This window comes from Cohaesibacter sp. ES.047 (assembly GCF_900215505.1).
In the GTDB taxonomy this organism is placed as follows: domain Bacteria; phylum Pseudomonadota; class Alphaproteobacteria; order Rhizobiales; family Cohaesibacteraceae; genus Cohaesibacter.
Genome location: NZ_LT907844.1, coordinates 2,084,417 through 2,106,907 on the forward strand (window position 1 = coordinate 2,084,417; position 22,491 = coordinate 2,106,907).

The following is a 22,491-nucleotide window of genomic DNA, read 5'->3' on the forward strand; positions in this document are numbered from 1 at the left end:
CCTTAGTTCCGATATGCTAGTTGTTTGAGATAGTTGGCACGTGCCTCGTTGACTTCTGGACGTTCGCTGACTTCGGGCACCGCGACATCCCACCAGTGTCCGCCATCCGGCGTGCTGGGGTAGGGGTCGGTGTCGATCACGACGACGAAGGGGCCTGTGGCTTGCTTGGCTTTTGCGAGCGCGTCTTCCAGTTCAGCAACCGTGGCCGCCTTGACGGATGTGGCTCCCATTGAGGCCGTGTGCTGGACAAAGTCGATTTCGGCCGGTTTGACATGATAGGCATGGTCGAGAAGGTTGTTGAATTCCGCTCCTCCTGTGCTCATCTGCAACCGGTTGATGCAGCCAAAGCCGCGGTTGTCGGTGATCACGATGGTGATCTTGACGCCCATCGTGACCGCTGTCGCCAGCTCCGAGTTCATCATCATGTAGGAGCCATCCCCCAACATGCAGACAACATCGCGCTCGGGCTCTGCCATCTTGATGCCTATTGCACCGGCAATTTCGTAGCCCATGCAGGAATAGCCATATTCCATATGGTAGGCCCCCGGACGGGGAGACTTCCAGAGCTTGTGCAATTCACCGGGCATGGTGCCGGCCGCGCACATGACGACGGTGTCCTCGGTTGAGGCCCGCTGAACCGCGCCAATGACCTGCTGGTCCGTCGGCAGGGCGTTGACATCGTCTTTGGGGGCTGCGGTGAGGGGATCAACGGCAGCGAACCAGTCCGCCTTGAGTTGATCGGATGGGGCTGTGAAGGCGAAGTCGGCAAGGGCTGCCGTCAGGACTTCAAGGCCGACCATGGCGTCGCTTTGCAGCGGCATCGCACCATGTTTCATGGCGTCATAGGCCGCGACGTTGATGCTGACGAGCTGGCGATCCGGGTTTTTGAACAGAGCCCATGAACCGGTTGTGAAATCCTGAAAGCGGGTGCCAACACCGAGCACCAGATCCGCATCTTCGCAGACGGTGTTGGCGCTTGCCGACCCGGTGACGCCGACTGGACCCATGTTGAGGGGATGATCCCACGGCAGGGCGGATTTGCCAGCCTGTGTTTCAACAACAGGGATGCCGTGTTTTTCGGCAAAGCTTTGCAGAGTGTCGCAGGCGCCCGAATAATGCACGCCGCCACCGGCCACGATGACCGGTTTCTTGGCCGCACGGATTGCGTCAAGCACACGGGAGAGCTCGCCTGAATCGGGCCGGATGCGGCGCTGATACCAGACTTTTTCTTCAAAGAAACTTTCCGGCCAGTCGTAGGCTTCGGATTGCACGTCCTGACAGAAGGCGAGGGTGACGGGCCCGCAATCGGCCGGGTCGGTCATGGTCGCCATGGCTCTGGGCAAAGCGAGCAGCAGTTGTTCGGGCCGCTGGATGCGATCGAAATACCGCGAAACCGGTTTGAAGCAGTCATTGACGCTGATGGTGCCGTCGTTGAAATCCTCAACCTGCTGCAGCACCGGGTCGGGGCCGCGCGTTGAGAAGATATCGCCGGGAATGATCAGCAGGGGAAGCCTGTTGATATGAGCGAGCGCGGCTGCGGTGACCAGGTTGGTTGCCCCCGGTCCGATGGACGAGGTGACGGCCATGGCCCGTCTGCGAGCTTGCTGTTTGGTGTAGGCAAGGGCGGCATGAGCCATGCTCTGCTCGTTGTGGCCACGATAGGTCGGCAGGGTGTCTTGTGCGTGGTAGAGAGCTTCCCCCAGACCAGAGACGTTGCCATGTCCGAAGATGGCCCAGATGCCAGCGAGGAAAGGGACGCCGTCCTCGGTCATCTGTTTGCCAAGGTAGCGCACCATTGCCTGAGCCGCTGTTAATCGGATCGTTTTCATCATTCTTACTCCTTGCCAAGTCCTGCCTGCGCCCGGACGTCGTCCCAGATAGCGCACAGGCTGGCATATTTTTCGGTCATTTGCGCGACGGCGTCGACGCCGGACATTTCATCGCGCATATAGGCACGGGCTGCGTCACCGAAGATCGTCCGGCCAATGGCAAAGCCGCGTACCAGTTCGAACTTGGCTGCCTGCGCGAAGGATGCTTTGAGCTCGTCCATTTTTGCATCAAGGCCCAGCACGACGATGCCGCGCGTATGCTTGTCATTCTTCTTAATGGTCTCAACCACGGCTGCCCATTCCTTGTCGGTCTGGAATGGCTCAAGTTTCCACCAATCGGGGCAAACGCCAATATCGTAGAAACGCTGAATGATCTTTGGCGCGGTTGTTTCATCCATCGCCCCGACTTTCGAGGGGATGATCTCAAGCAAGAATTCAAGGCGATTGCGGCGAGAGGCAGCAAACAGGCGTTTGACAACGGCTTCCTGCTCAGCCTTCATTTCGTCCGTATCGTCCGGATGATAGAAGCACAGGCATTTGATGACATGCTCAAGGGGCCATTCCATGAGGCCGCCAAAATCTTCACCAAGCTGAGGCTCAACGGTCAGCGGGCGGGAGGTTGGCCATTCGACCGGGCGGCCGATCCAGAGACCCTTGCCGGTGGCAATGTCGAGGGCGTCGCGGCCAAGGCGGCCATCGCAGAGCAGGCCGTAGCCGGTTTTGCCATCGGCCACACGGTCGACGACTTCGACGCAGAGCTTCTTGAAGTCACCGATCTTCTCGTTGGTTGCGCCGTCCATCTCTTCGAGCTGGATGCGGTGGTCAAAGGCGAAGACCCGCATGGTCGACCAGTCGCCACTGCGGTTGGTGGACCAATGGATTTGTTCGAGATCCTTGTCCTTGCGCAGGGCCTTGTTGACGACCCCGCGTTCGAGGAAATATTGCAGCTCCTTCCAACTCGGATAGGCCGGGGTGCAGCCATGGCGGGAAACGGCGAAAGCACCGCAGGCGTTGGCATATTTAAGCGCGGTTGGCCAATCCTCGCCATCGAGCCAGCCCTTGAGCAGCCCGGACATGAAGCCGTCGCCCGCGCCAAGCACGTTGAAGACCTCAATGGGGAAGCCGGGGCCGCATTGGCCATCGTCAAGGCTGTCGGGGATGTCACCGGTGAAGGCAACGGCTCCCTTGGCGCCGCGTTTGCAAACGAGTGTGGCGCCGGAGACCTTGCGAACAGCGCGAAGGGCCTCGACGGGATCGGTTGAGCCTCCGGCGATGAAGAATTCTTCCTCGGTGCCGACGATCAGATCGAAATGATGCAGGGTCGACTGCAGCTTGGCGGTCACTTTTTCCGAAGCGATAAAGCGGTTTTCTCCATCCCCATGGCCCGACAGGCCCCACAGGTTGGGGCGATAATCGATGTCGAGCGCGGTGAGAGCACCGTTCTCCTTGGCCAGCCGCAAGGCCTTGAGAACAGCACTCTCCGTCTTGGGATGGGAGAGGTGAGTACCGGTGACCGTGACACACCGACTTTCGGCAATGAAAGCGGGATCAATGTCGTCTTCGCACAGCGCCATGTCGGCGCAGTTTTCGCGGTAGAAGATCAGGGGGAACTGTTCGCGGTCACGAATGCCCAGCAGCACAAGAGCGGTGAGGCGCTCGGGGTCCGTGACAATGCCGCGGGTGTTGACGCCTTCGCGTTCGAGCTGCTCGCGGATGAAACGGCCCATATGTTCGTCGCCAACCCGGGTGATCAGTGCGGATTTCAGACCCAGGCGCGCGGTGCCCGCCGCCATGTTGGTCGGGGAACCGCCCAGATACTTGCTGAAGGACCCCATGTCTTCCAGACGACCGCCAATCTGTGTGCCATACAAATCAACCGAGGACCGACCTATGGTGATGACATCAAGGCTTGTCATGTCTTATTCCTTGTTTGTGGCTCCCCGATCTTTTTTTGCAGATCAGGGAGCAGTACCTTTTTGAGGGTCTAATGAAGACCTCAGGACAGGGCTTTGAGAGAGCCGTCTTTAACGGACTCGGTTGCTGCATCGGCCAATAGCTGGGCTTTCAGGCCATCTTCGCCGGTGGGGATGGACACGGCTTCGCCTTCACAGAGCTTGACGAAAGCCTCAAGTTCCTTGCGGAAGGCCTCGCCGTAGCGTTCAAGGAAGAAATCGAGGGACGGGTCGATCTGATAGCCATTCGAATTGGCCAATGTCACTGTCGTCGCGCGGCAGTTGCCTGCACTCAGCATGCCTTTGGAGCCATGCACCTCGATGCGCTGGTCGTAGCCATAGGTCGCGCGGCGGGAGTTGGAGATCTGGCAGATCTTGCCGCTGGCGGTTTCGAGAACTGCGACAGCGGTGTCGACATCGCCTGCTTCGCCAATGCCTGCATCAACGAGGCTGGAGCCACGTGCGAACAGGGTGACCGGCTCTTCGCCGAGCAGGAACCGTGCCATGTCTAGATCGTGGATCATCATGTCGCGGAAGAGGCCGCCGGAGCGTTTGACATATTCGACCGGGGGAGCAGACGGGTCGCGGGAGGTGATGGTGACGAGTTCGACGTCGCCGATTTCACCCGCTTCGATGCGGGCGCGAACCGCTGCAAAGTTGGGATCGAAGCGGCGATTGAAGCCGATCATCAGTTTCTTGCCGGATGCTTCGACAACCTTGAGGCAGGCACGTATGCGATCCGAGGACATATCGACCGGCTTTTCGCAGAAGACATGCTTGCCAGCCTTGACCGCCATTTCGGTGTAGTCGGCATGGGTGTCCGTTGACGAGCAGACAAAGATGGCGTCAATGGCCGGGTCGGCCATGAGGTCTTCGGCTGACACAGCCTTGATACCGTAGTCCCCGGCAAGGGCTTCTGCGGCCTCGGGCGCGAAGTCAGTCACGGCGACGAGTTCGGTGTTTGCGGATTGGGCAATGTTGGCAGCATGCAGCTTGCCGATGCGTCCGGCTCCAATCAGTCCGATGGAGATCATGATAGTCGTCCTTTTCAAGGAATAGACAGCTTCAATACACCCCCATCCGTGTCCTGTCAGCCGAACGGGAAGAGCGTCATCTTGGCTTCGGGTGCACGGGGGAGCAGGGATGTCTTGGGCGGGTCCTACTTGCTCTTTTTTCTAAGGTGCACCCTCCCCGTATGATGCACGGAACGATAAGGGGAGAGTGCGGGGCTTTTCGGTTCCTTTAGCTCTTTTTCGAGCGTTTGCGCTGGCGATACTGGTCGGCAACCACGGCTGCGACAATGATCATACCTTTGACGATGTCCTGAATGTAGGCATCAATCCCAAGGAATGTGAAACCCGAGATCATCGTACCAAGGATGATCGTGCCGATCACGGTTCCGGTGATGCGCCCGACGCCGCCCGAAAGGCTGGTGCCGCCGATAACGGAGGCAGCAATCGCATCGAGCTCATAGGCAAGGCCCATGCCTGCCTGACCGGACCCGGCGCGGGCAGAGGCGACGACACCGGCAACACCGGACAGCATGCCCGCGATCAGATAGACCTTGATCAGGTGATGCTTGACGTTGATGCCCGAGACTTTCGCGGCTTGCAGGTTGGCCCCGATGGCGTAGGTGAATTTGCCATATCGGGTGTATCGCAATGCTATGTGGAAGATGGCGGCAACCACAAGGAATATGATAACGGGCGTGGTGCCAGAGCCGATCCAGGTATAGTCATCCGACAGAAGACTGATGGGCTGACCCTTGGTGTAGAAGCGGGCAAGACCACGGGCTGTCACCATCATGCCGAGGGTCGAGATGAATGGGGGAATGCCCGTATAGGCTATGAGCGATCCGTTGATCGTCCCCGCTATGATACCGACCACAATACCGGCCATGACCGGAATAATGAACGGCAGGTCAGTGAGGGCAGGGAAGACAGCGCGTGCGTAGTCTGACGTCTGGGCAAAACTGGCTGCCACCATCGCTGACAGGGCCAGAACCGAACCGGACGAAAGATCGATCCCTTCGGTGATGATGACTTGCGTCACGCCGATGGCCAGAAGGCCAATGATCGAGACCTGCAGGATCATGATCAGAAGGCGCTGGGGGTTGAACAGGAAGGTGTCACCCTTGATGATCCAGCCCAGGACTTCAAAGAAGAAGGCAATCCCGATCAAAATCAGCAGAATGTTGACTTCGCTTGGCAGCTTTTTCTTTCTCTGCCTTTGGGTTTCCGGAGCGTTCGACGCGGTTTGTGTTGTTGTGGACATGGAACAAATCCTTTAGTCGCTTTGCATCGTTGGGTGCCCGGCGGGGAGCACCACTTATGTCTGTTAATCGGATGCCAGGTTCATGATGCTCACTTGATCGGCTTCCGAACGGTCCAGAATGCCGGTGAGCTTGCCTTCGTGCATGACCATGATGCGGTCGCTCATTCCCAGAACTTCGGGCATTTCCGAAGAAATCATGAGAACGGCAACGCCTTCCTTGGCCAATTGCGTGATCAGGCGATGAATTTCTGACTTGGCACCCACATCGATGCCGCGTGTCGGTTCATCGAGAATGAGAATGCGTGGCTTGTTGAGCAGCCAGCGGCCGATCAGGACCTTCTGCTGGTTGCCGCCCGACAGGTTTTCGATCCGTTCCTGCATATCGGGTGTCTTGACGCGCAAGGTGTCACTCATGTCTTCGCAGAGTTTGGTGACCGTCCTTTCGTCAACAAAGCCGGCTTTGACGTATTTCTGGTTGATGACCGCCATCTGCATGTTCTCAAGGACATCAAGCACGAGGAACAGGCCGGTATCGCGTCTGTCTTCGGTCAACAGGGCCATGCCTTGTCGCATTGCCTGTTGTGTCGAGGAGATGGGAGCCTTTTTGCCAAAGACCTCGATGGTGCCGGATGTGGCAGGTGTGACGCCAAAGACGGTTTCGGCAACGTTGGTGCGCCCAGCACCGACAAGGCCTGCAAGACCGAGAATTTCTCCTTCATGCAGGTCGAAGCTGACGTCCTCGAAAACCCCTTTGAGAGACAGATTGCGCACGGAAAGGGCGACCTTGCCGATGGGCACATCCTCTTTGGGGAACATCTGGGTGATCTCACGACCAACCATCATCTGAATGAGCTTGTCGCGGTTCAGATTGTCGGCAAGATCGGTTCCGATGTATTTGCCATCCCGGAATACGGAAACGTCATCGGCGATTTCGAACACTTCATCCATTTTATGGGTGATGTAGATGATCCCTTTGCCCTGTGCCTTGAGATCCGCGATGAGCTGGAACAGGTGGCGGACTTCGTTGTCCGTCAGGGCCGAAGTCGGCTCGTCCATGATCAGGACGTCGGATTCGTATGAGATCGCCTTGGCAATCTCGATCATCTGACGGCTGGCGATGGTCAGGTTGCGCACTTCCTCGTCCGGATCCAGATCCAGATTGAGGTCATCGAACAATTTCTGGGTCTGGTCGCGCAGGGCGCGGTGATCGACAAAGCCGAACCGGTTCTTCGGTTCACGCCGGATCCAGATGTTTTCCGCAACGGTCATGAAAGGCATCAGGTTGAGTTCCTGATGGATCATGGCGACGCCCGCGGAGAGCGCGTCAAGCGGGGTATTCATGATGACAGGCTGGCCGCGAAGCTTCACCGAGCCGTGGTCCGGGTGATAGATGCCGGCAACGATCTTCATCAAGGTCGATTTGCCTGCACCATTCTCACCCATGAGGGCGTGAACTGTGCCCGGGCGTACGTTCAAGGATACGTCATCCAGAGCGACAACACCCGGAAATGCCTTGCGGACGTCCGTCACTTCGAGCAGATATTCCGCGTGGGGTTCCGCGCCACTTTCTCTGATCACTTGCAGAGTATTGGGGCTAATCATAACGAGCGTTTCCCTTCTCTATACCAATTCTCGCCAACACCGTTTCTTTTGCCAGCCGGATCGCCGGTAGAGCGAGCAAGGGATTGGGGATCCCAACGATGGACGCTCTTTTGGGGTTTCAGAAGGAGGCAGCAAAGCTGAATTGGATTCCAATAGCATGACAGATGAAGAAAAAACGGGGATCGTCTGCATGCTCTTGCTGATTGACTGCATGCATCCAGCAAGGACGCATGCAGCTATTGGTTCGAAAGGGTTATTTCATGAACTCGTCAAGGTTATCCTGACTGACGAGTTTGAACGGGATCCAGACGAACTGGTCGACTTTTTCGCCTTTGGCAAGCTGCATGGCTGCTTTCACAGAGCCTGCACCCTGACCTTCAGCATCCTGGAAGATGGAGATGAAGAGTTCGCCAGCTTTCATGGAAGCCAGAGCATCCGGGGTTGCGTCAACACCGGCAACAGCGATTTCGTCCGGAGAGATACCAGCCTGTTTCATGGCAAGCAGAGCGCCAAGAGCCATTTCGTCGTTGTTGGCAGCAACCGCGTCGATTTGGGTGCCCGATACGATCCAGTTGTTCATCAGGTCGATGGCTTCGGACCGTTGCCATTCAGCGGTCTGTTCTTCGACGATCTTGATGTCCGGGTATTTTTCCAGCACTTCCTTGACGCCCCGCGTCCGACCATGGGTGCCGTCAGAGGACAGTTCGCCGAGCATGATGGCAACGTTGCCTTTGCCGCCCATTTTCTTGGCGAGTTCTTCCATCTGCAAACGACCGGCGACAACTTCTTCAGATCCCACAAAAACAACGCCTTCAGGCAGATCTTTGTCGGACGGTTTGCGGTTTACGTAAACCAGCGGAATGCCAGCTTCCTTGACCATTTTGGTGATGCGCGGCGTTGCGGACATGTCAACCGGATGAACGATGATGGCATCAAGGCCCTGAGCGACGAAGTTCTGAACCTGATCGATCTGTTTGCCGATATCGGTACGAGCGTCTTCGAACTGGATTTCGATGCTGTCATCCTTGGCGGCTTCGGTGGCCATGGCTTCACGCACGATGGTCATGAAGTTGTCATCGAAGCTTGCCATGGCAACGCCGATGTTTTCTGCGTAGGCAGATGTAGACAGCATGGCTGATGCTGCAGCTGCCATGGCAATGAGTGTTTTCTTCATACTTTCCTCCCGAAAATCAAGGCCTGCCTATCAGGCCCTTTGGTGAGATAGTCCTGTCTTTGATGTGTGTAGTCCTCCGAACATCAAAGACACGAATACGAGGTGTTGGGATCCGGTGGGATCCCGCTAAGGTCAGGCAAGCCCGACAAGTTGCTGGCTGGAATCGATATGGGTGCTGCTGCCAAGAGCGCGCGCCTGATCGTCCTGTGTTTGAATTTTCTTCGTGACGGGCTGGGGGGCGTTGATTGAAACGATGTCAATTGGAGCGTTTTGAGCCATATTATCTGCATCAGCCGCTGTGTTGCAGGCGGTCAAGGGCTTGTTTTCTATGCCATTATGGATTTGTGCGTAGGTCGTGCCCTGCGCTTTTGCGGGCGCAAAAAAAGCAACAAACGACATCCTCGGCACAGCCGTATGGCCGAGCGCGCAGTCAATTCTGTCAGACACGCAAACCTCCCAGTTCGGTCCGGCCTTCATCCTCCACAAATCGGGCCGGTTTCTTGTATTATCAATCATATGATGGAGGCGATTTCAGTCAACGATGTTGCTCACTTGCCGTTGCATTTGGACAGTTATGCAGCTAACGATCTGATCTGACTGCAAAAATTATGAAATTAATATTTCACTCTTGTGGAATATTGAAATTATTTCTCCAAATTTTGATTGAAAAGACATCAAATTAATGCTCTTATTTGACCGTTGATGGAGGAAAAAATGTCCCGAGCTCCCTGGCAGAGTCCAACACTTGCTAAAATTGCTGAGGTATCTGGCGTTTCATCTGCCACGGTTGATCGGGTTCTTCACAATCGCGGTGGCGTGTCCCAGAAAAAGACCGTGGCGGTGCAACGAGCCATGGCCGAGTTGCAGGCGATGCAGATCCGAGCCGATCCAGAGAGTTCGGTGCTCTCGTTCGGTTTGCTGATCGATTCTGATGCTTCTTTCACCGTCGCGCTCAAGGATCTCATCTCCGATATCAATGACCGGGATCCGGGCGTCGAGATCAAGGTCTTCTCCAGTCTGCCGGTCCAGTTCGATCCCGGAGCCTTTTCCGACAAGATCATCGAGTGGGGAGAGAAATATGATGGCCTGATCCTGTCGTGTCGGGAGCATCCCGCAATTGCCCGCGCCATTGAAACAACCTCTGAGAATGGCACCGGCGTTTTTTGTATTTCCACCGATCAACCACATACCCGACGGATCGGCTATGCCGGGCTGGATCAGGTCGCCTCTGGCAGTTGTGCAGCGCATCTGATTGGCCGATTTTCGCGAAAAATGCAGGGGCAGGTGGTGTTGTTGGGCAGTGCTGCCTACCGCTGTCAGGAGCAGAGAGGGATCGGATTCCGGCGCGTCATTCGCTCCCATTATCCTGACTTGTCCATCGTTGAATATTTCAATCAGAAGGACAATTCCTATACCGCTTACGAATATCTGACACAGTATCTGCATTCAGGCAACCCGCCGATTGCTATCTATAATGTGGCTGGTGGCAATGCGGGAATCACCAGAGCGCTGGTTGATGCGGGCCTGAATGCCGATGTGCTTTTCGTTGGTCACGAATTGACGCGCGTATCATCCGAGTTGCTGGAAGAAGACGGTATTGACTTCATTCTGACGCATGACATTTCAACCGAGCTCGAACGTGCCACGGAAAGCTTGCGCGCCCATTGCGAAGGCAAGAATGTACCCTCTGGATTTGCGCCTTTGCAGCCGGTCATCAAGTGCAAATACAATCTTGGTTAGGGCTGGTTTTAAGGGTGCCTAAATTTTGGTCGCGGCGCATTTTTGGTCAATTTTGCCGCACGGAGCCAACAGCAGTTTTGTTCTGATATTTGCTTTTGATGGCATCAATCAGTTTTTGAAATCAAAATTTCAAAATAGTGCAAAATGAAATATATTTTTCATTTTTGATCTGTCTCATGGTTCTCTTGGGGCTCTCTGACTACCCCTAATGCTCAAGAAACAACGGTCCGGATGACCAATCCGGGATAATTGCTGGTTTGGAGGAGCCGGTCGCATCGTTTTCCCGCCATTTGCTCGCTGTTGGCATGCCATCAGACTGAGCAAACGGGGCTCGTGCGACGGGGCCAAAGTGAAGGCTTTTGTGTGTCATGGCTGACGTCACAGTTGGTGCGCGCGCGAGGCAAGCAAGTGCAATGCGAAACCCGGTTGTTCGCAATGGGCGCATTCTTCTCGCCATCCGCGCATGGGAACGCTCTGACATAGCGGTCAGTGCCTGTGCCCCCCCCATCCCTCCTTTTTGCCAGCCCTTACCCATAACAATCTGCTGACATTCTCTTTGCAATGCCAGCATTCCAATCCAAGCGGAGGAAACCAGAATGAGAATCAAGCGTTTGAAATTTTGCGTCGACAATGAATGGCGCGAATCCAAGACAGAAAAATTTATGCCGGTGATGGACCCGTCCACCGGTAAGCAGACCGCAGAAGCACCTTGCTGTACGCAGGATGAAGTCGACGGAGCAGTGGAGACTGCCGCGGCTGCATTCCCCGTTTGGTCCAATACCCCGATCCCTGTCCGCATTCAGCTGATGTTCCGGTTCAAGCAGCTTCTTGATGCCCATCTTGATGAATTGACCGAGCTTCTGGCTACGGAAAACGGCAAATGCCTTGGTGAGGCGCGTGGCGATGTCCTGAAGGCCATTGAAGTGGTCGAATGCGCTTGCGCCAGCCATTATCTGATGCAGGGTGATACCTGCATGAATGTGTCCACCGGCTATGACACGGTTTCTTTCCGCGAGCCGCTGGGCGTCTTTGCTGCCATCGCTCCTTATAACTTCCCTGCGATGATCCCGATGGGTTGGATGATCCCGTTTGCGATCACCACAGGCAACACGGTGGTTCTGAAGGCGGCGTCCATGGTGCCCCAGACTGCGTCGCGCATGCTCGAGCTTCTGATCGAAGCGGGCCTGCCCAAGGGCGTTGTCAACCTTGTCACCTGTTCCCGTGTGGAAGCAGACACGCTGCTCAAGCATCCCTCTATCAAGGGCGTTACCTTCGTTGGGTCAACCTCTGTCGGCATGCATATCTATGAAACCGCAGCAGGTGCTGGCAAACGCGTTCAGGCGCTCACTGAAGCGAAAAACCATGCTTTGGTCATGGAAGACTGTGTGCTTGAACGCACGGTGCGCGGCGTGATCAACTCGACCTATGGCTGCGCCGGTCAGCGCTGCATGGCTCTGCCGGTTGTCTGCGTGCAGGAATCCATTGCCGATGAGTTCGTTGCCAAACTGATCGAACTTGCCAAGGAATTGAAAATCGGTCCGGCCTACGATCCAACCTCCCAGCTTGGTCCGCTCGTCTCCAAGGGCCAGCTGAACTTTGTCGAGAAATGCATCCAGCGCGGTGTTGATGAAGGGGCCGATCTGGTTCTGGACGGTCGTGGTGCCAAGGTTGAAGGCCATGAAGATGGCTATTATGTCGGCCCGACCATCTTTGACAATGTCAAGGAAGGCATGTGGATCGGCGACGAGGAAATCTTTGGTCCTGTCACCTGCATCAAGCGCGTGAAGGACTTCGAGGAAGGCCTCGCCATCATGAATGCCAACCGTTTTGCCAACGGCTCTTGCATCTACACCCAGTCCGGCCTGCTCGCGCGTGAATTCGCCAGACGGACCGACGGCGGCATGGTCGGGATCAACGTTGGCATTCCGGTGCCCTTCTCGATCTTCCCCTTCTCGGGCCACAAGCAGTCCTTCTTTGGCGATCTGCATGCCATGGGCAAGGACGGCGTTGCCTTCTTCACCGAAACCAAATCGGTTACCTCGGTCTGGTTCTCTGAAGAAGATGCCACCAAGAAGGTTAGCACCTGGGATGGCACTTTGACCCGTAACTGATAATGCGATCCTGCTAATCGGGAGTGGGAGGAGGTGCATATTGCCTCCTCCTTGTTCGGAAAAAGCCCTGGAGCGCGAGAGCGTCCACTCCCTTGCTCAATAAAGGTTCATTTTTTGGACCTGATCAAAGGCTTTTCCCTTCCCGGCATGAGCGGCAATTTCCAGCAATTGTCGCTCATGACTTGATGGTTTGTCCGCAGACGTCTAGAGACATTTGGTGGCAGGCCCGTAAAACTGTTGAGCCAAGGCGCATGTGCTTAGTATAAGTGACTAAGCTTTTGCCGATAATCAGGCTTTTAAGGCCTATGGATGTTGCCTCTGCGCATAGGAGGCAACGACGAACAGCAATCATTGAGGTCCGGATGACGCCTGCCAACACCCTTACCGAACTACAGGACCAGATCCGAGCCGAATATGGCGGGTTGAGCAAACGCCTGCAGCAGGTCGCACAGTTTGTGATCGACAATCACAACAGCGTTGCCTTCGATACGATTGCGGTCATTGCTGAAAAAGCCGATGTCCCGCCCTCCACCATGATCCGGTTCGCCAATACCTTCGGTTTTGGTGGCTTCAATGAAATGAAGCAGCTTTTCCGCGACAAGTTGATCAAGGAAACCACGAGCTACACCGAGCGTGCCAAGCTCGCCAGCGCCTATCCGCAAGAAGAAACCGCATCCTTGCGGTCCATGAAGATCCTCAAGGAATTCTCGCAGGCCAATGCGCAGGCGCTCAAGCAGCTTGCGCTGCGCACACCGCCCGAGGATCTGCACCAGTCGGTCGAGCTGCTGGCGCATGCCGATACCATTTATGTCGCCGGGATGGGACGCTCTTTCAGCATTGCCTCTTATCTGACCTATGCGCTGCATCACCTTGATCGCAAGGTTGTTCTCATCGATGGCATCGGTGGCATGTACCGCGAGCAGTGCAATCGGATGTCCGACAAGGATGTGCTGGTCTCGATCAGTTTTGCCCCCTATGCAGAAGAGACCCAGATCGCGGTCGAGGCGGCCAGCAACGCGGGCACCGCACAGATCGTGGTGACGGACAGCCAGATCAGCCCGATTGCGACCCTGAGTGACTTGTGTTTCGTGGTCAACGAGACGCAAATCGATGCCTTCCGCTCGCAGTGCGTTACCAACTGTCTGGTGCAGTCCATCATCGTTGCGCTGGCCTACAAGATCAGCGAGTCCGAGTGAAGGCGCATTTGCTGCCATGCAATCAGGTAGTCAAGGCCCGCATCGTGCTTGAGCGGGCCTTTTCATTGATACCCTAGAGCGAGATCCAGCTCTTCTCTTCAGCGGATTGTGCCATGGCGTGGATGACCTTCTCGAAAGCTAGTGCTGCGTCAAAGTCCGGATAGGGGCGGGTGCCCTGATCGATTGCCCGGAGGAACTCGGCGAGTTCAATCACCTTCAGTTCATTGAAGCCCAGACCGTGTCCCGCCGACGGGCAGAAATGGGCGTAATGGGGATGGGTCGGGCCGGATAGGATGGTTTTGAAGCCCTGCTCGGAAACAGGGCCTTCATTCTGATAGAGGCGCAGCTCGTTCATGCGTTCCTGATCATAGATCAGCATGCCCTTGTCGCCGTGGAGTTCCCATGCGAGGTGGTTCTTGCGTCCCCATGCCGACCGCGAGGAGGAGAGCGTACCGAGTATGCCAGAACCAAAGCGGCAGATGGCTGTGGCGACATCTTCGTTTTCCACCTTGCCCATGCCATCTCCCTCGGGCATCGGCCGTTCCGGGTAGACCGTGGCCATATCAGCTGTGAGGCTTTCGATCGGCCCGGCCAACTCATGAGCAATGCTGACGAGATGGCATCCCAGATCGCCCAGTGCGCCGAGACCCGCTTCGGACTTGGTGGCACGCCATGTCCATGCCAGAGAAGGATCTGCCTGATAGTCCTCATCAACCCATCCACGAAAATGCAGCAGGCGACCAATGGCGCCATCCTCAACGAGCTGCTTGGCGTGGGCGATGATCGGGTTCTTGAGATAATTGTAGCCGACCATGGTCTTCACCCCGGCTTTGCGGGCTGCTTCGGCCATCTCTGTGGCGTCATTCGTCGTCAGAGCGAGTGGCTTTTCGCACCAGACATGCTTGCCGTGCTCAATGGCGGAGAGGGCCATCTCCTTGTGAAACTTGTTCGGCGTTGTGATGGAGATGATGTCAATGTTCGGATCGGACACAAGCTCTTGCCAAGAGTCTGTCGAGCGGGCAAAGCCGAACTGATCGGCCAGGTCCTCAGCCTTCTGGGCGGGAACGTCGCACAACATGTCTTTCTCGACGGGGGGCACGTCGCCAAACACGGCTCTAACGTTGCCATATGCAAGGGCATGGCACTTTCCCATGTAGCCAGTGCCGATAAGGCCTACTTTCAGTCTTCTCATGTGCTTTCCTCCCAGAAAGACGAATGAAATGCAGTTTCTGTTGTCTGATGTTGGCGATGCGGGGGGCGCTCGGTATCGCGCCAGTCCAAACGCCATCGCGGGTGGGCTCATCTTGCGGGTCGAACGGTCTGAGCGATGGATTTGCGAAGTGGTCAGGCGTATTCTCCATTGGATCGGATATGAAATAAACCCGTGGAATTGTTTCATTTTAGCAAGCTCAACAGGTTTGCTACCCGAACGGGGAAACTGCACTCTGGCCGCGTGGTGCGGTCTTTTGCACAACTTTTCTTTAAAAATTGGGCACGGGGAGCAAACGGATTCTGGTCAAATTTGTACAAGTTCTGCAGCTATTGGTAGTAAAAGACCAGTAAAGCGAGCATTTCCTCGATTTGGTTGCGCGGTTTTGTTCCCGCCTCCGTAATACTCCAAGTACGCGATTTTATGAGTTTTTTACCTTTGGGGTAAAGGCTTTCTGCCGATTGTGCATGAATGGCTGGTGGGCCGTTTTGGGAGGACGAGATGGTAGTTAGATTTTTTCAAAACCGATCGACGGGGATGAAGATTGCTGTCGGCATGGCGCTTGTCACGCTGTTGGCGATCATGGTCGGTGGGGTTGGCGTGTTTGGCACGTTCCGTTTGGGGCAGACGATCAAGGTTTCCGAGAAGAGCACCGCTGTCGTGATCAAGGTTCACGAAGCCTCTGCATCGGTGGACAATTTCAATGTGAGCGGTGATCAGAAGGATCTTGTGAAAGCCAAAGGTTTCTTGCAGGAGGCTACTCAGGCCCTAGCTTCTATCGGCAATGACGATCCCGTGCTTACCGGCGCGCAAAAGGCGATCGCGAGCTTTGATGGTGCGATTGATGATCTGGCCAACGCAGCACAGGTGATCGGGAGAACGCGTGTCAGCCAGCAATCTGCCCTGAATTCGCTCTCTCAGGAAGCGTCCCAGACCCTTGCTGCGGCTCAGAAAAGCTTTGATGAAGCCAACCAGGAAGCCTCTGATGCCACCGCGAGTGTCAAGAAAATCCAGGATCTGATGACCGCGACCGATACGATTCAAGCCGGAGCCAACCGTGCGGGCTTGCGGATTCTGCAGTCCAAGCAGACGGGGAACGTCAAATTGCTCGCGCAGAGCGCTATGAGCGTCAGGATGATGGACAAAACCCTGAAGATGGTGCTGAAAGCGAAAGAATCCGGGCTTGAGAAAAGGCAGAAGGATCTGGCTCAGAATTACGAAACGATCCAGAAGCTGCTTCCCTCGCTGGCCAAAGTGGTTAAGGATCCCAAGGCGAATCCGGTCTCTTCCATCTATTTCGAGACGTCCAAGCTGGTGAAGCAGCTCGATGAGCTGGCAAACAATGCGATGCGCGGTCGGATTGATCTCAATCGCACTATGAGCGAAGCGGTGATGGTCAAGGATCGTGCCAGCTTCGCCAAGGGTGAAGCTGCGCTTGCAATGGAAACCGGGCGTTCGGTTGCATCATTGATGTCGCGGATCGATCTGGCAACGCTGAACTATCAGCGCGAACCCAGCGATAGGAATCATGCAGCGGTAAAGGCTGCGTTGGTGGATGCAGATGCACTCGGTGCAAATCTGGCTCGTACTGGCGCAAAGAAAGTCGGCGAGCTGTTCGCAAGTTATGGCAAGAGTTTCTCGCAATTTGCTGATGCCACCAAAGACATGCAAACGGCTGGGCAGAATGCACGGCAGGGGTCTCTGGCCGCCACCCAGTCTTTGGGGCAGATGATCACGCAGCTTGCAGAGGTCGCCAAACAGGATGAGACCAGATCGACCATGACGGTCATCATCACGCTTCTGATTGCCGCGATTGCTGCTGCCGCCATATCTTATGGCCTCATTCGCATCATCGGGCACCCGATCGCCAAGGTGACTGAGTCCATGTTGCAACTGGCAGAGGGCAAGACCGATATTGAATTGGCATCAAGCGAGCGCAAGGATGAAATCGGCAAGATGCTCCGGGCGGTTGTGGTCTTCCGCGACAATGCCGTCGAGCGCCGCAGACTGGCGGGCCTGCAATCGGAGGAAGAGGAAGCACAACGTCGTCGTGCCGAGGCCATCTCTGAATTGATCTCCCAGTTCCGCGTTGATGTCTCCAACCAGTTGTCCGCTATGGACAAGAATGCGACACAGATGGAAGACGTGGCATCCGATCTTGCGGAAATCTCGGACACCAACACAGAAAATGCGACCGAAACCAACAAGGCAACCGGTGAGACGCTGCAAAGTGCAACGGCGGTTGCGTCTGCGGCCGAAGAGTTGACGGCCTCCATTTCCGAGATCAGCCAACAGACCGACAAGGCCAACGCGGTGGTGACCGAAGCCTCCCATTCTGCCGTTGCCATGAGCAGCCGGATTTCGCACCTGCTTCAGTCTGCAAACCGGATCGGCGATGTTGTCGACCTGATCAAGGCCATTGCCGAGCAGACCAATCTGCTTGCCCTGAACGCCACCATCGAGGCGGCAAGAGCCGGTGAAGCGGGCAGGGGCTTTGCTGTCGTCGCAGCCGAGGTCAAGGAACTGGCCAACCAGACATCCAAGGCAACTGAAGATATTGTTGAACAGGTCTCTGAAATCCAGTCCGCGACCGAGCAAGCAGTGACGGCGGTGAAGGAAATTACCGAGAAGATGGATCAGGCCAATGCGGTCACCTCGAGCATCGCTTCGGCTGTCGTTCAGCAGGAAACAGCGACATCGGAGATTTCGTCGAGCGCACAATCGGCTGCAAACGGCTCCAATATTTCCGTGATGGGCACAACCAAGCTGCTTGAAACGGTTCAATCCACGGCAGATGCGGCCAATCTGGTTCTTTCTTCCTCAAGGGAAGTCAATGAGAACTCTCAGCGGTTGCAGAAGAATATTGATGAGTTTGTCAACAAGGTCTCGTCCTGCTAAAGCGGGTCTTGCGACTTCGTCTTAAATGACAAATCCAATCGGGGCGTCCGCATAGCCGGGCGCCCCGATTGTCTATTCAAGACCTCATCAAAGCAAATCGGTTGACCTTCGACTGTCCTCGCATCGCCCCAGCAAGCGGCTATTTGAGAGACTTTGCGGTGCGCATATGAACAAATTTTAGTCATTGATGGAGTTTTTTCCAAAGAAGAGCCGCTTGCCGGTTGGCGTTAATGTCTTGCTAACCATCAGGCCTAATCCTTGGTTCGAAGCAACCTTTGGATAGACCATGACACAATCCGGGACCGAACTTGTCAATTTATATCCTGAACTGATCAATCACGCCGGCCGGCAACGTATGCTGTCCCAGCGGATTGGCTTCTTTTTGCTCAAATTGCAGCTTGGCGGCTGCAACAGGGACGTCGATGATCCTGGCGATGCGCATGACCTCTCCTGTCTGGAAGAAGCCATCAGAGAGTTTGCTGCAACCCACAATATTTTGAAGTCTGGCCGATTTGCGGCAAGCAAGGGCGTTTTGTTCTTTAGCCCTCTTGCCCAGCAGGTCAGTTCGAACGAAGTGTCTGGCATCGACATGATGCTGGAAAAGGCCCGGCGGATCCTGAAAGGCGTCAAGGCGGGGGAGGCGCCGGATGCGGCGCTCATGGAGCATGTCGCGGGTGTAATACAGCAAGATGCCCTCGCCACCCTGCAGCGGGTTGTGGAGGCGTTGGAGGCTGAATTTTCTGCAAGATCACAGGAGCAGGCAGACACGCTGTCTGTTTCGGTTTCAGATGCACAGAAAGCAATCGAGCGCATCGATCGCGTCGCGCGTCACTCCAAGCTGGTTTCCCTCAATGCGCGTGTGGCCGCGGGCAGGGCGGGGCCGTTTGGAGAAGAGTTCAGCGCCCTGTCGCGCGAGATCAAGCATTTGGCCGATCGAATGCTGGATGCGGCAGACGATGTGCAGAATTGTCTGAAAGATATTGCCTGAGAGAACCTGATGCGCGGATTGTGCGTCTTACTAACTCTGCCCGGTCGTCATGGTGCTTTGCTCCAGCAGATGCCTGGACCCGTCAGAGAACTGATATCCGTGCCGGTTGCCATGATCGACTATGATCGCAAGACACTGGTCCAGATTGCCCTCGAACAGCGCCGTGCTGAGGCTGTGGCCCAACTTGGCCAATTCGCGCGCATCGGTGTCGAGCTGTGTGCTGTCCTGTTTGTTCATTCCCCTGCCATCCGTTTCATCTGTTCGGCAAGCCGACTGATTGGTTTGCTATTTTTGATGGGTTTGTTCAGAAATATCAACCCTTGCGCGATGTGGGTTGCAAGAAAAAGCGTATGGAATTGCAATCAATCACCATGAATGATGATCGAGCGTCGTGTTGCGTTTTCGCGATGTCTGGGCCGTGTTTTGCCGCGGGTGCCCGATCAGGCCACGATTTCCCATTTGACGCTACCAGCAGCATTGGGATTGCTGGTGTCAATCCGTCCGACAAGCTGCTCCTCATGATCGAGGCTGACCAGTATATGGGCCGTTGCGCGACCGGACACAATAAGGATATCTTCCTTCTTTGAAGGGGAGCGCCTTGTCAGGATGATCGAAGGGTCAATGCCCTGATGCTTGTTTTCTTCAAACTGTTTCATCTCGACATGAAGGACCATAGTTTTCTTCACCCACCTCAGATCCAGAACCACCACTTCCTTGTGATGCCAGTTCAGATCCACAGTTCCCCCGAATGTCATGCGCCTTCTCCATTGCCTGCTTCATGTCCGTTGCCAGTCTTTTTGCGTGTTACAAAGTAGCGAGAGTTGCGTCTCAAGTCGAGAAAATAGGGTCACTCTGTCGCGCTATCCAAGGTTCCAGGGCTACGACACTGTGGAATTTGAAGTGGAAATGGAGCTTGTTGGGCGCTAAATAGGCTATCAGTGCCGTCAAACTCCAAAGGGCTGGAATTTGACAGTTGACATCGGGCATAAGGAATCGTAGGTTCCGCAACGAATTTGCGCGCCTCGGCGCGCTTTTTGTTTCGCAAGATTTGGCCGAGGCTTGGAACAATGAAAATCAAGAATTCTCTGAAAGCACTTGCCAAGCGTCACCGTGATAACCGCATGGTTCGCCGCAAGGGTCGCATTTACATCATCAACAAGAAGAACCCTCGCTTCAAGGCCCGTCAGGGCTAAGTGACTTTTTCCTGTTTGTTGAATAAGAAACGCGCTGGATATTTCCAGCGCGTTTTTTGTTGTTGGTTGTGTCATCGAGCCAATCTGTCCCGCTCTGGCGACAGTCAAATCTTATCTATTCTTATGTTTGTTAATGTATAAAATTATTTTCTGATGTATTTTTGTGTTCACTTGTTTTCAAAATGGAAAATTATCGGAATTTATTTAAATATACCTTTGAGTAATGTTTAAATAACATTTTTTTGTAAGGCTAGGTTCCATCATTGTTGCCGACTCGGTTGGTGATACGTGCTTACTCTTAAACAATGGGGCCTAGTGTGACGCTTAAACACCGTATTTGGGGCGTATTGCTGCTTGGATTGGTCGGACTGGTGGTGCTTTCTGGCACGTTTTACTGGGGAGACGTGCAGAATCAGGAAGTTGCGAAGGCAACGACCCTTGCTGATCAGGATGTAGCCTCTATCAGTCACGCTGCTGTCGCGATAGGCAATCTGGCGTCTGTGACAGAACAGTTTTTACAAAGTGGCGATCTGGCCGTTGTTGCCAAGTTGGAAGATATTGCTTCCAGCAGAAAGGCCGATATCAGCAAGCTGGGCACACGGCAAGCGAGGCTGGCCGGGTTTGTTGATGATTCTCTTTTGAAGGCCAAACAGATTGTTGATGCCCGTACGGTCGCGGGCCTTTCCGAGAAAGAGGGGCTGAAAGGCGAACTGCGCAAGGCGGTCAAGACTGTGGAGGCCAACTTGACGGCGGTTGGCAAGGAAAGCCGGAGCGCCAACATCGACGCGATCATGGTCAAGATGCTGATGCTTCGTCGGCACGAAAAGGACTATATGCTGCGGCAGCAGGAAAAATATGTTCAAACCTTCGAAACCCGGATTGAAGAGTTTTATGATGTCCTTGAACAGTCCCGTCTTCCTGAGAGCGTAAAGGCGGAAGCTGTTCCCCTTATGCAGGATTATCACAACAAGTTTCTCAGTTGGGTGGATGCAAATCAGGCCGTTCTGGCGCTGGTGGATGCCTATCGGGCTCAGTCTGAAAGCTTTTCGAGTGAACTGCAGGCGCTCAAACATTCGGCTGAAATGAAACTGGCAAAAGCTCAGAATGACCGCCGCACCATTGCAGCTTGGGTCGACACCATGGCGCTCAGCATCCTGATCGCAACGGCGCTGATGCTTCTTGGCTTTGGATTGCTCGTCATCCGTTCGATCACGAAGCCCATCCATGACGTAACAGATGCGATGAGCGAGATTGCGAAGGGCAATCTGGAAACGGATATTCCGGTCAGAAAGCATGATGATGAGATTGGCGACTTGTGCAAAATCGCCGCCATCCTGCATCAAAACGTCAAGACCCAGAAGGAAATGGAGGCCGACGAAGCGGCCAAGAAACAAAGGGCCGAGCAGGAAAAGCGGGCCATGATGATGCAATTGGCCGATGAGTTCGATACGCATATCAGCGGGATTGTCGAATCCGTTTCCCTGTCCGCCTACCAACTCACGGCCTCCGCGCAGGCGATGGCCGCTGTTGCCGAGCAAACGTCGGGACAGGCGACCTCCGCCTCGACCGCGTCAGCGGAGACACTGGCGAGCGTGCAGACAATTGCTTCGGCGACAGAAGAGATGACCTCGTCCATTTCGGATATCAGCCAGCAGATCGGCCTTGCCTCGACGGCGGCACAGGAAGCGGTCGGCAAGGTCGGCAGCACCAATGCGCTGATGCAGACCCTCTCGGCTACGGCGAGCCGGATCGGGGAGGTCGTCGCGATGATCTCCTCCATCGCCGAGCAGACCAACCTTTTGGCCCTCAATGCAACGATCGAGTCCGCGAGAGCGGGGGAGGCGGGCAAGGGCTTTTCTGTTGTCGCCGGTGAAGTGAAGGCCCTCGCCGAGCAAACCTCCAAGGCAACCGAGCAGATTTCCAGTCAGATTACCGAGATCCAATCGGCAACGAATCTCGCCTCCGAGTCGATCGAGGATGTCTCGCAAGTCATCCAGCAGGTTGAGCAGATCTCAACCTCCATTGCCAGTGCCATCGAACAGCAAAATGCAACAGCGCAAGAGATTGCTGGCAGCCTCAATCATGCTGCCCGTGGAAGCGAGATCGTGAACAAGAGCGTTCAGGAGGTCACGACCGCCTCAAGGGATGCAGGTTCGGCATCGGATGAAGTCGTGGGAGAGGTGGCAACGCTGGGCAGCCAATCAAGCATGCTCAAGGAAAAAGTTGCCAGTTTCATAGAGCGCGTGCGCGCAGCCTAGCCTCACCTCACAAGGATCCGTTCTGGAACGAAAAAGGGCCGGTCTCAGACCGGCCCTTTTGTTGTT

18 protein-coding genes are annotated in these 22,491 nt (G+C 55.2%); 7 read left to right on the forward strand and 11 right to left on the reverse strand.

Translation table 11 applies throughout. The features are described from left to right. Positions 1-2 precede the first annotated feature (2 nt). The 7 genes from iolD to CPH65_RS09535 all read right to left on the reverse strand — a co-directional run bounded on the left by iolD (position 3) and on the right by CPH65_RS09535 (position 9,278). Positions 3-1,829 carry a 3D-(3,5/4)-trihydroxycyclohexane-1,2-dione acylhydrolase (decyclizing) gene (gene iolD / locus CPH65_RS09505; RefSeq protein ID WP_096176332.1) on the reverse strand — a complete coding sequence of 609 codons (1,827 nt, stop codon included), beginning with the start codon at positions 1,827-1,829 and terminating at the stop codon, positions 3-5. Between the two features lie 5 nt (positions 1,830-1,834). Beyond that, on the reverse strand, positions 1,835-3,745 hold the full coding sequence (gene iolC, locus CPH65_RS09510; protein ID WP_096173265.1) for a 5-dehydro-2-deoxygluconokinase: 1,911 nt from the start codon (positions 3,743-3,745) through the stop codon (positions 1,835-1,837). A gap of 80 nt (positions 3,746-3,825) precedes the next feature. After that, positions 3,826-4,818, reverse strand: a complete 993-nt coding sequence (gene iolG, locus CPH65_RS09515; RefSeq protein WP_096176333.1) for an inositol 2-dehydrogenase — start codon at positions 4,816-4,818, stop codon at positions 3,826-3,828. A 205-nt stretch (positions 4,819-5,023) separates the two neighbouring features. Beyond that, positions 5,024-6,055: an ABC transporter permease gene (locus tag CPH65_RS09520; RefSeq protein ID WP_096173266.1), complete on the reverse strand. Its 1,032-nt coding sequence runs from the start codon at positions 6,053-6,055 to the stop codon at positions 5,024-5,026. 63 nt (positions 6,056-6,118) lie between these two features. Next, entirely contained in the window at positions 6,119-7,657 is a 1,539-nt protein-coding gene (locus tag CPH65_RS09525; protein ID WP_096173267.1) for a sugar ABC transporter ATP-binding protein, read from the reverse strand. A gap of 253 nt (positions 7,658-7,910) precedes the next feature. Next, positions 7,911-8,831 (reverse strand): sugar ABC transporter substrate-binding protein, encoded by a 921-nt coding sequence (locus CPH65_RS09530; RefSeq protein WP_096173268.1) that lies wholly within the window; start codon positions 8,829-8,831, stop codon positions 7,911-7,913. A gap of 132 nt (positions 8,832-8,963) precedes the next feature. Further along, the gene (locus CPH65_RS09535; RefSeq protein WP_157747595.1) at positions 8,964-9,278 is read right to left on the reverse strand and encodes a hypothetical protein; all 315 of its coding nucleotides are present in this window, start codon (positions 9,276-9,278) and stop codon (positions 8,964-8,966) included. A 267-nt stretch (positions 9,279-9,545) separates the two neighbouring features. Between CPH65_RS09535 and CPH65_RS09540 the strand changes: the two genes are divergently transcribed. The 3 genes from CPH65_RS09540 (at position 9,546) to CPH65_RS09550 (ending at position 13,878) form a co-directional block, all read left to right on the forward strand. Further along, a complete protein-coding gene (locus tag CPH65_RS09540; protein ID WP_172891492.1) occupies positions 9,546-10,571 on the forward strand; it encodes a LacI family DNA-binding transcriptional regulator in 1,026 nt (341 codons plus the stop codon). 596 nt (positions 10,572-11,167) lie between these two features. Next, positions 11,168-12,682 carry a CoA-acylating methylmalonate-semialdehyde dehydrogenase gene (locus CPH65_RS09545; RefSeq protein ID WP_096173271.1) on the forward strand — a complete coding sequence of 505 codons (1,515 nt, stop codon included), beginning with the start codon at positions 11,168-11,170 and terminating at the stop codon, positions 12,680-12,682. A 362-nt stretch (positions 12,683-13,044) separates the two neighbouring features. Next, positions 13,045-13,878, forward strand: coding sequence for a MurR/RpiR family transcriptional regulator (locus CPH65_RS09550; RefSeq protein WP_096173272.1), 834 nt, complete (start codon positions 13,045-13,047; stop codon positions 13,876-13,878). A gap of 73 nt (positions 13,879-13,951) precedes the next feature. Here the strand turns inward: CPH65_RS09550 and CPH65_RS09555 are convergent, their stop codons facing one another. Beyond that, the gene (locus tag CPH65_RS09555) at positions 13,952-15,070 is read right to left on the reverse strand and encodes a Gfo/Idh/MocA family protein (protein WP_096173273.1); all 1,119 of its coding nucleotides are present in this window, start codon (positions 15,068-15,070) and stop codon (positions 13,952-13,954) included. Positions 15,071-15,625: 555 nt separating this feature from the next. Between CPH65_RS09555 and CPH65_RS09560 the strand changes: the two genes are divergently transcribed. Further along, a complete protein-coding gene (locus CPH65_RS09560) occupies positions 15,626-17,986 on the forward strand; it encodes a methyl-accepting chemotaxis protein (protein WP_172891493.1) in 2,361 nt (786 codons plus the stop codon). A gap of 316 nt (positions 17,987-18,302) precedes the next feature. Here CPH65_RS09560 and CPH65_RS24835 read toward each other — a convergent pair whose 3' ends face one another. After that, the gene (locus CPH65_RS24835; RefSeq protein ID WP_256385213.1) at positions 18,303-18,428 is read right to left on the reverse strand and encodes a hypothetical protein; all 126 of its coding nucleotides are present in this window, start codon (positions 18,426-18,428) and stop codon (positions 18,303-18,305) included. Between CPH65_RS24835 and CPH65_RS09565 the strand changes: the two genes are divergently transcribed. After that, the gene (locus CPH65_RS09565; protein WP_371359454.1) at positions 18,369-18,974 is read left to right on the forward strand and encodes a methyl-accepting chemotaxis protein; all 606 of its coding nucleotides are present in this window, start codon (positions 18,369-18,371) and stop codon (positions 18,972-18,974) included. The two genes, CPH65_RS24835 and CPH65_RS09565, sit on opposite strands and share 60 nt — an antisense overlap. A gap of 30 nt (positions 18,975-19,004) precedes the next feature. Here CPH65_RS09565 and CPH65_RS09570 read toward each other — a convergent pair whose 3' ends face one another. Both CPH65_RS09570 and CPH65_RS09575 read right to left on the reverse strand, forming a co-directional pair. After that, complete coding sequence (locus CPH65_RS09570; RefSeq protein WP_096173276.1) at positions 19,005-19,211, reverse strand: hypothetical protein; 207 nt, start codon at positions 19,209-19,211, stop codon at positions 19,005-19,007. Positions 19,212-19,414: 203 nt separating this feature from the next. Then, positions 19,415-19,729, reverse strand: a complete 315-nt coding sequence (locus CPH65_RS09575) for a hypothetical protein (RefSeq protein WP_096173277.1) — start codon at positions 19,727-19,729, stop codon at positions 19,415-19,417. A 312-nt stretch (positions 19,730-20,041) separates the two neighbouring features. On the opposite strand from CPH65_RS09575, the gene ykgO reads away from it, so the two are divergent. Together ykgO and CPH65_RS09585 are read left to right on the forward strand one after the other, a co-directional pair. After that, positions 20,042-20,167 carry a type B 50S ribosomal protein L36 gene (gene ykgO, locus CPH65_RS09580; RefSeq protein ID WP_096173278.1) on the forward strand — a complete coding sequence of 42 codons (126 nt, stop codon included), beginning with the start codon at positions 20,042-20,044 and terminating at the stop codon, positions 20,165-20,167. A gap of 317 nt (positions 20,168-20,484) precedes the next feature. Beyond that, on the forward strand, positions 20,485-22,425 hold the full coding sequence (locus CPH65_RS09585) for a methyl-accepting chemotaxis protein (protein ID WP_172891495.1): 1,941 nt from the start codon (positions 20,485-20,487) through the stop codon (positions 22,423-22,425). The last annotated feature ends 66 nt before the right edge of the window (positions 22,426-22,491 follow it).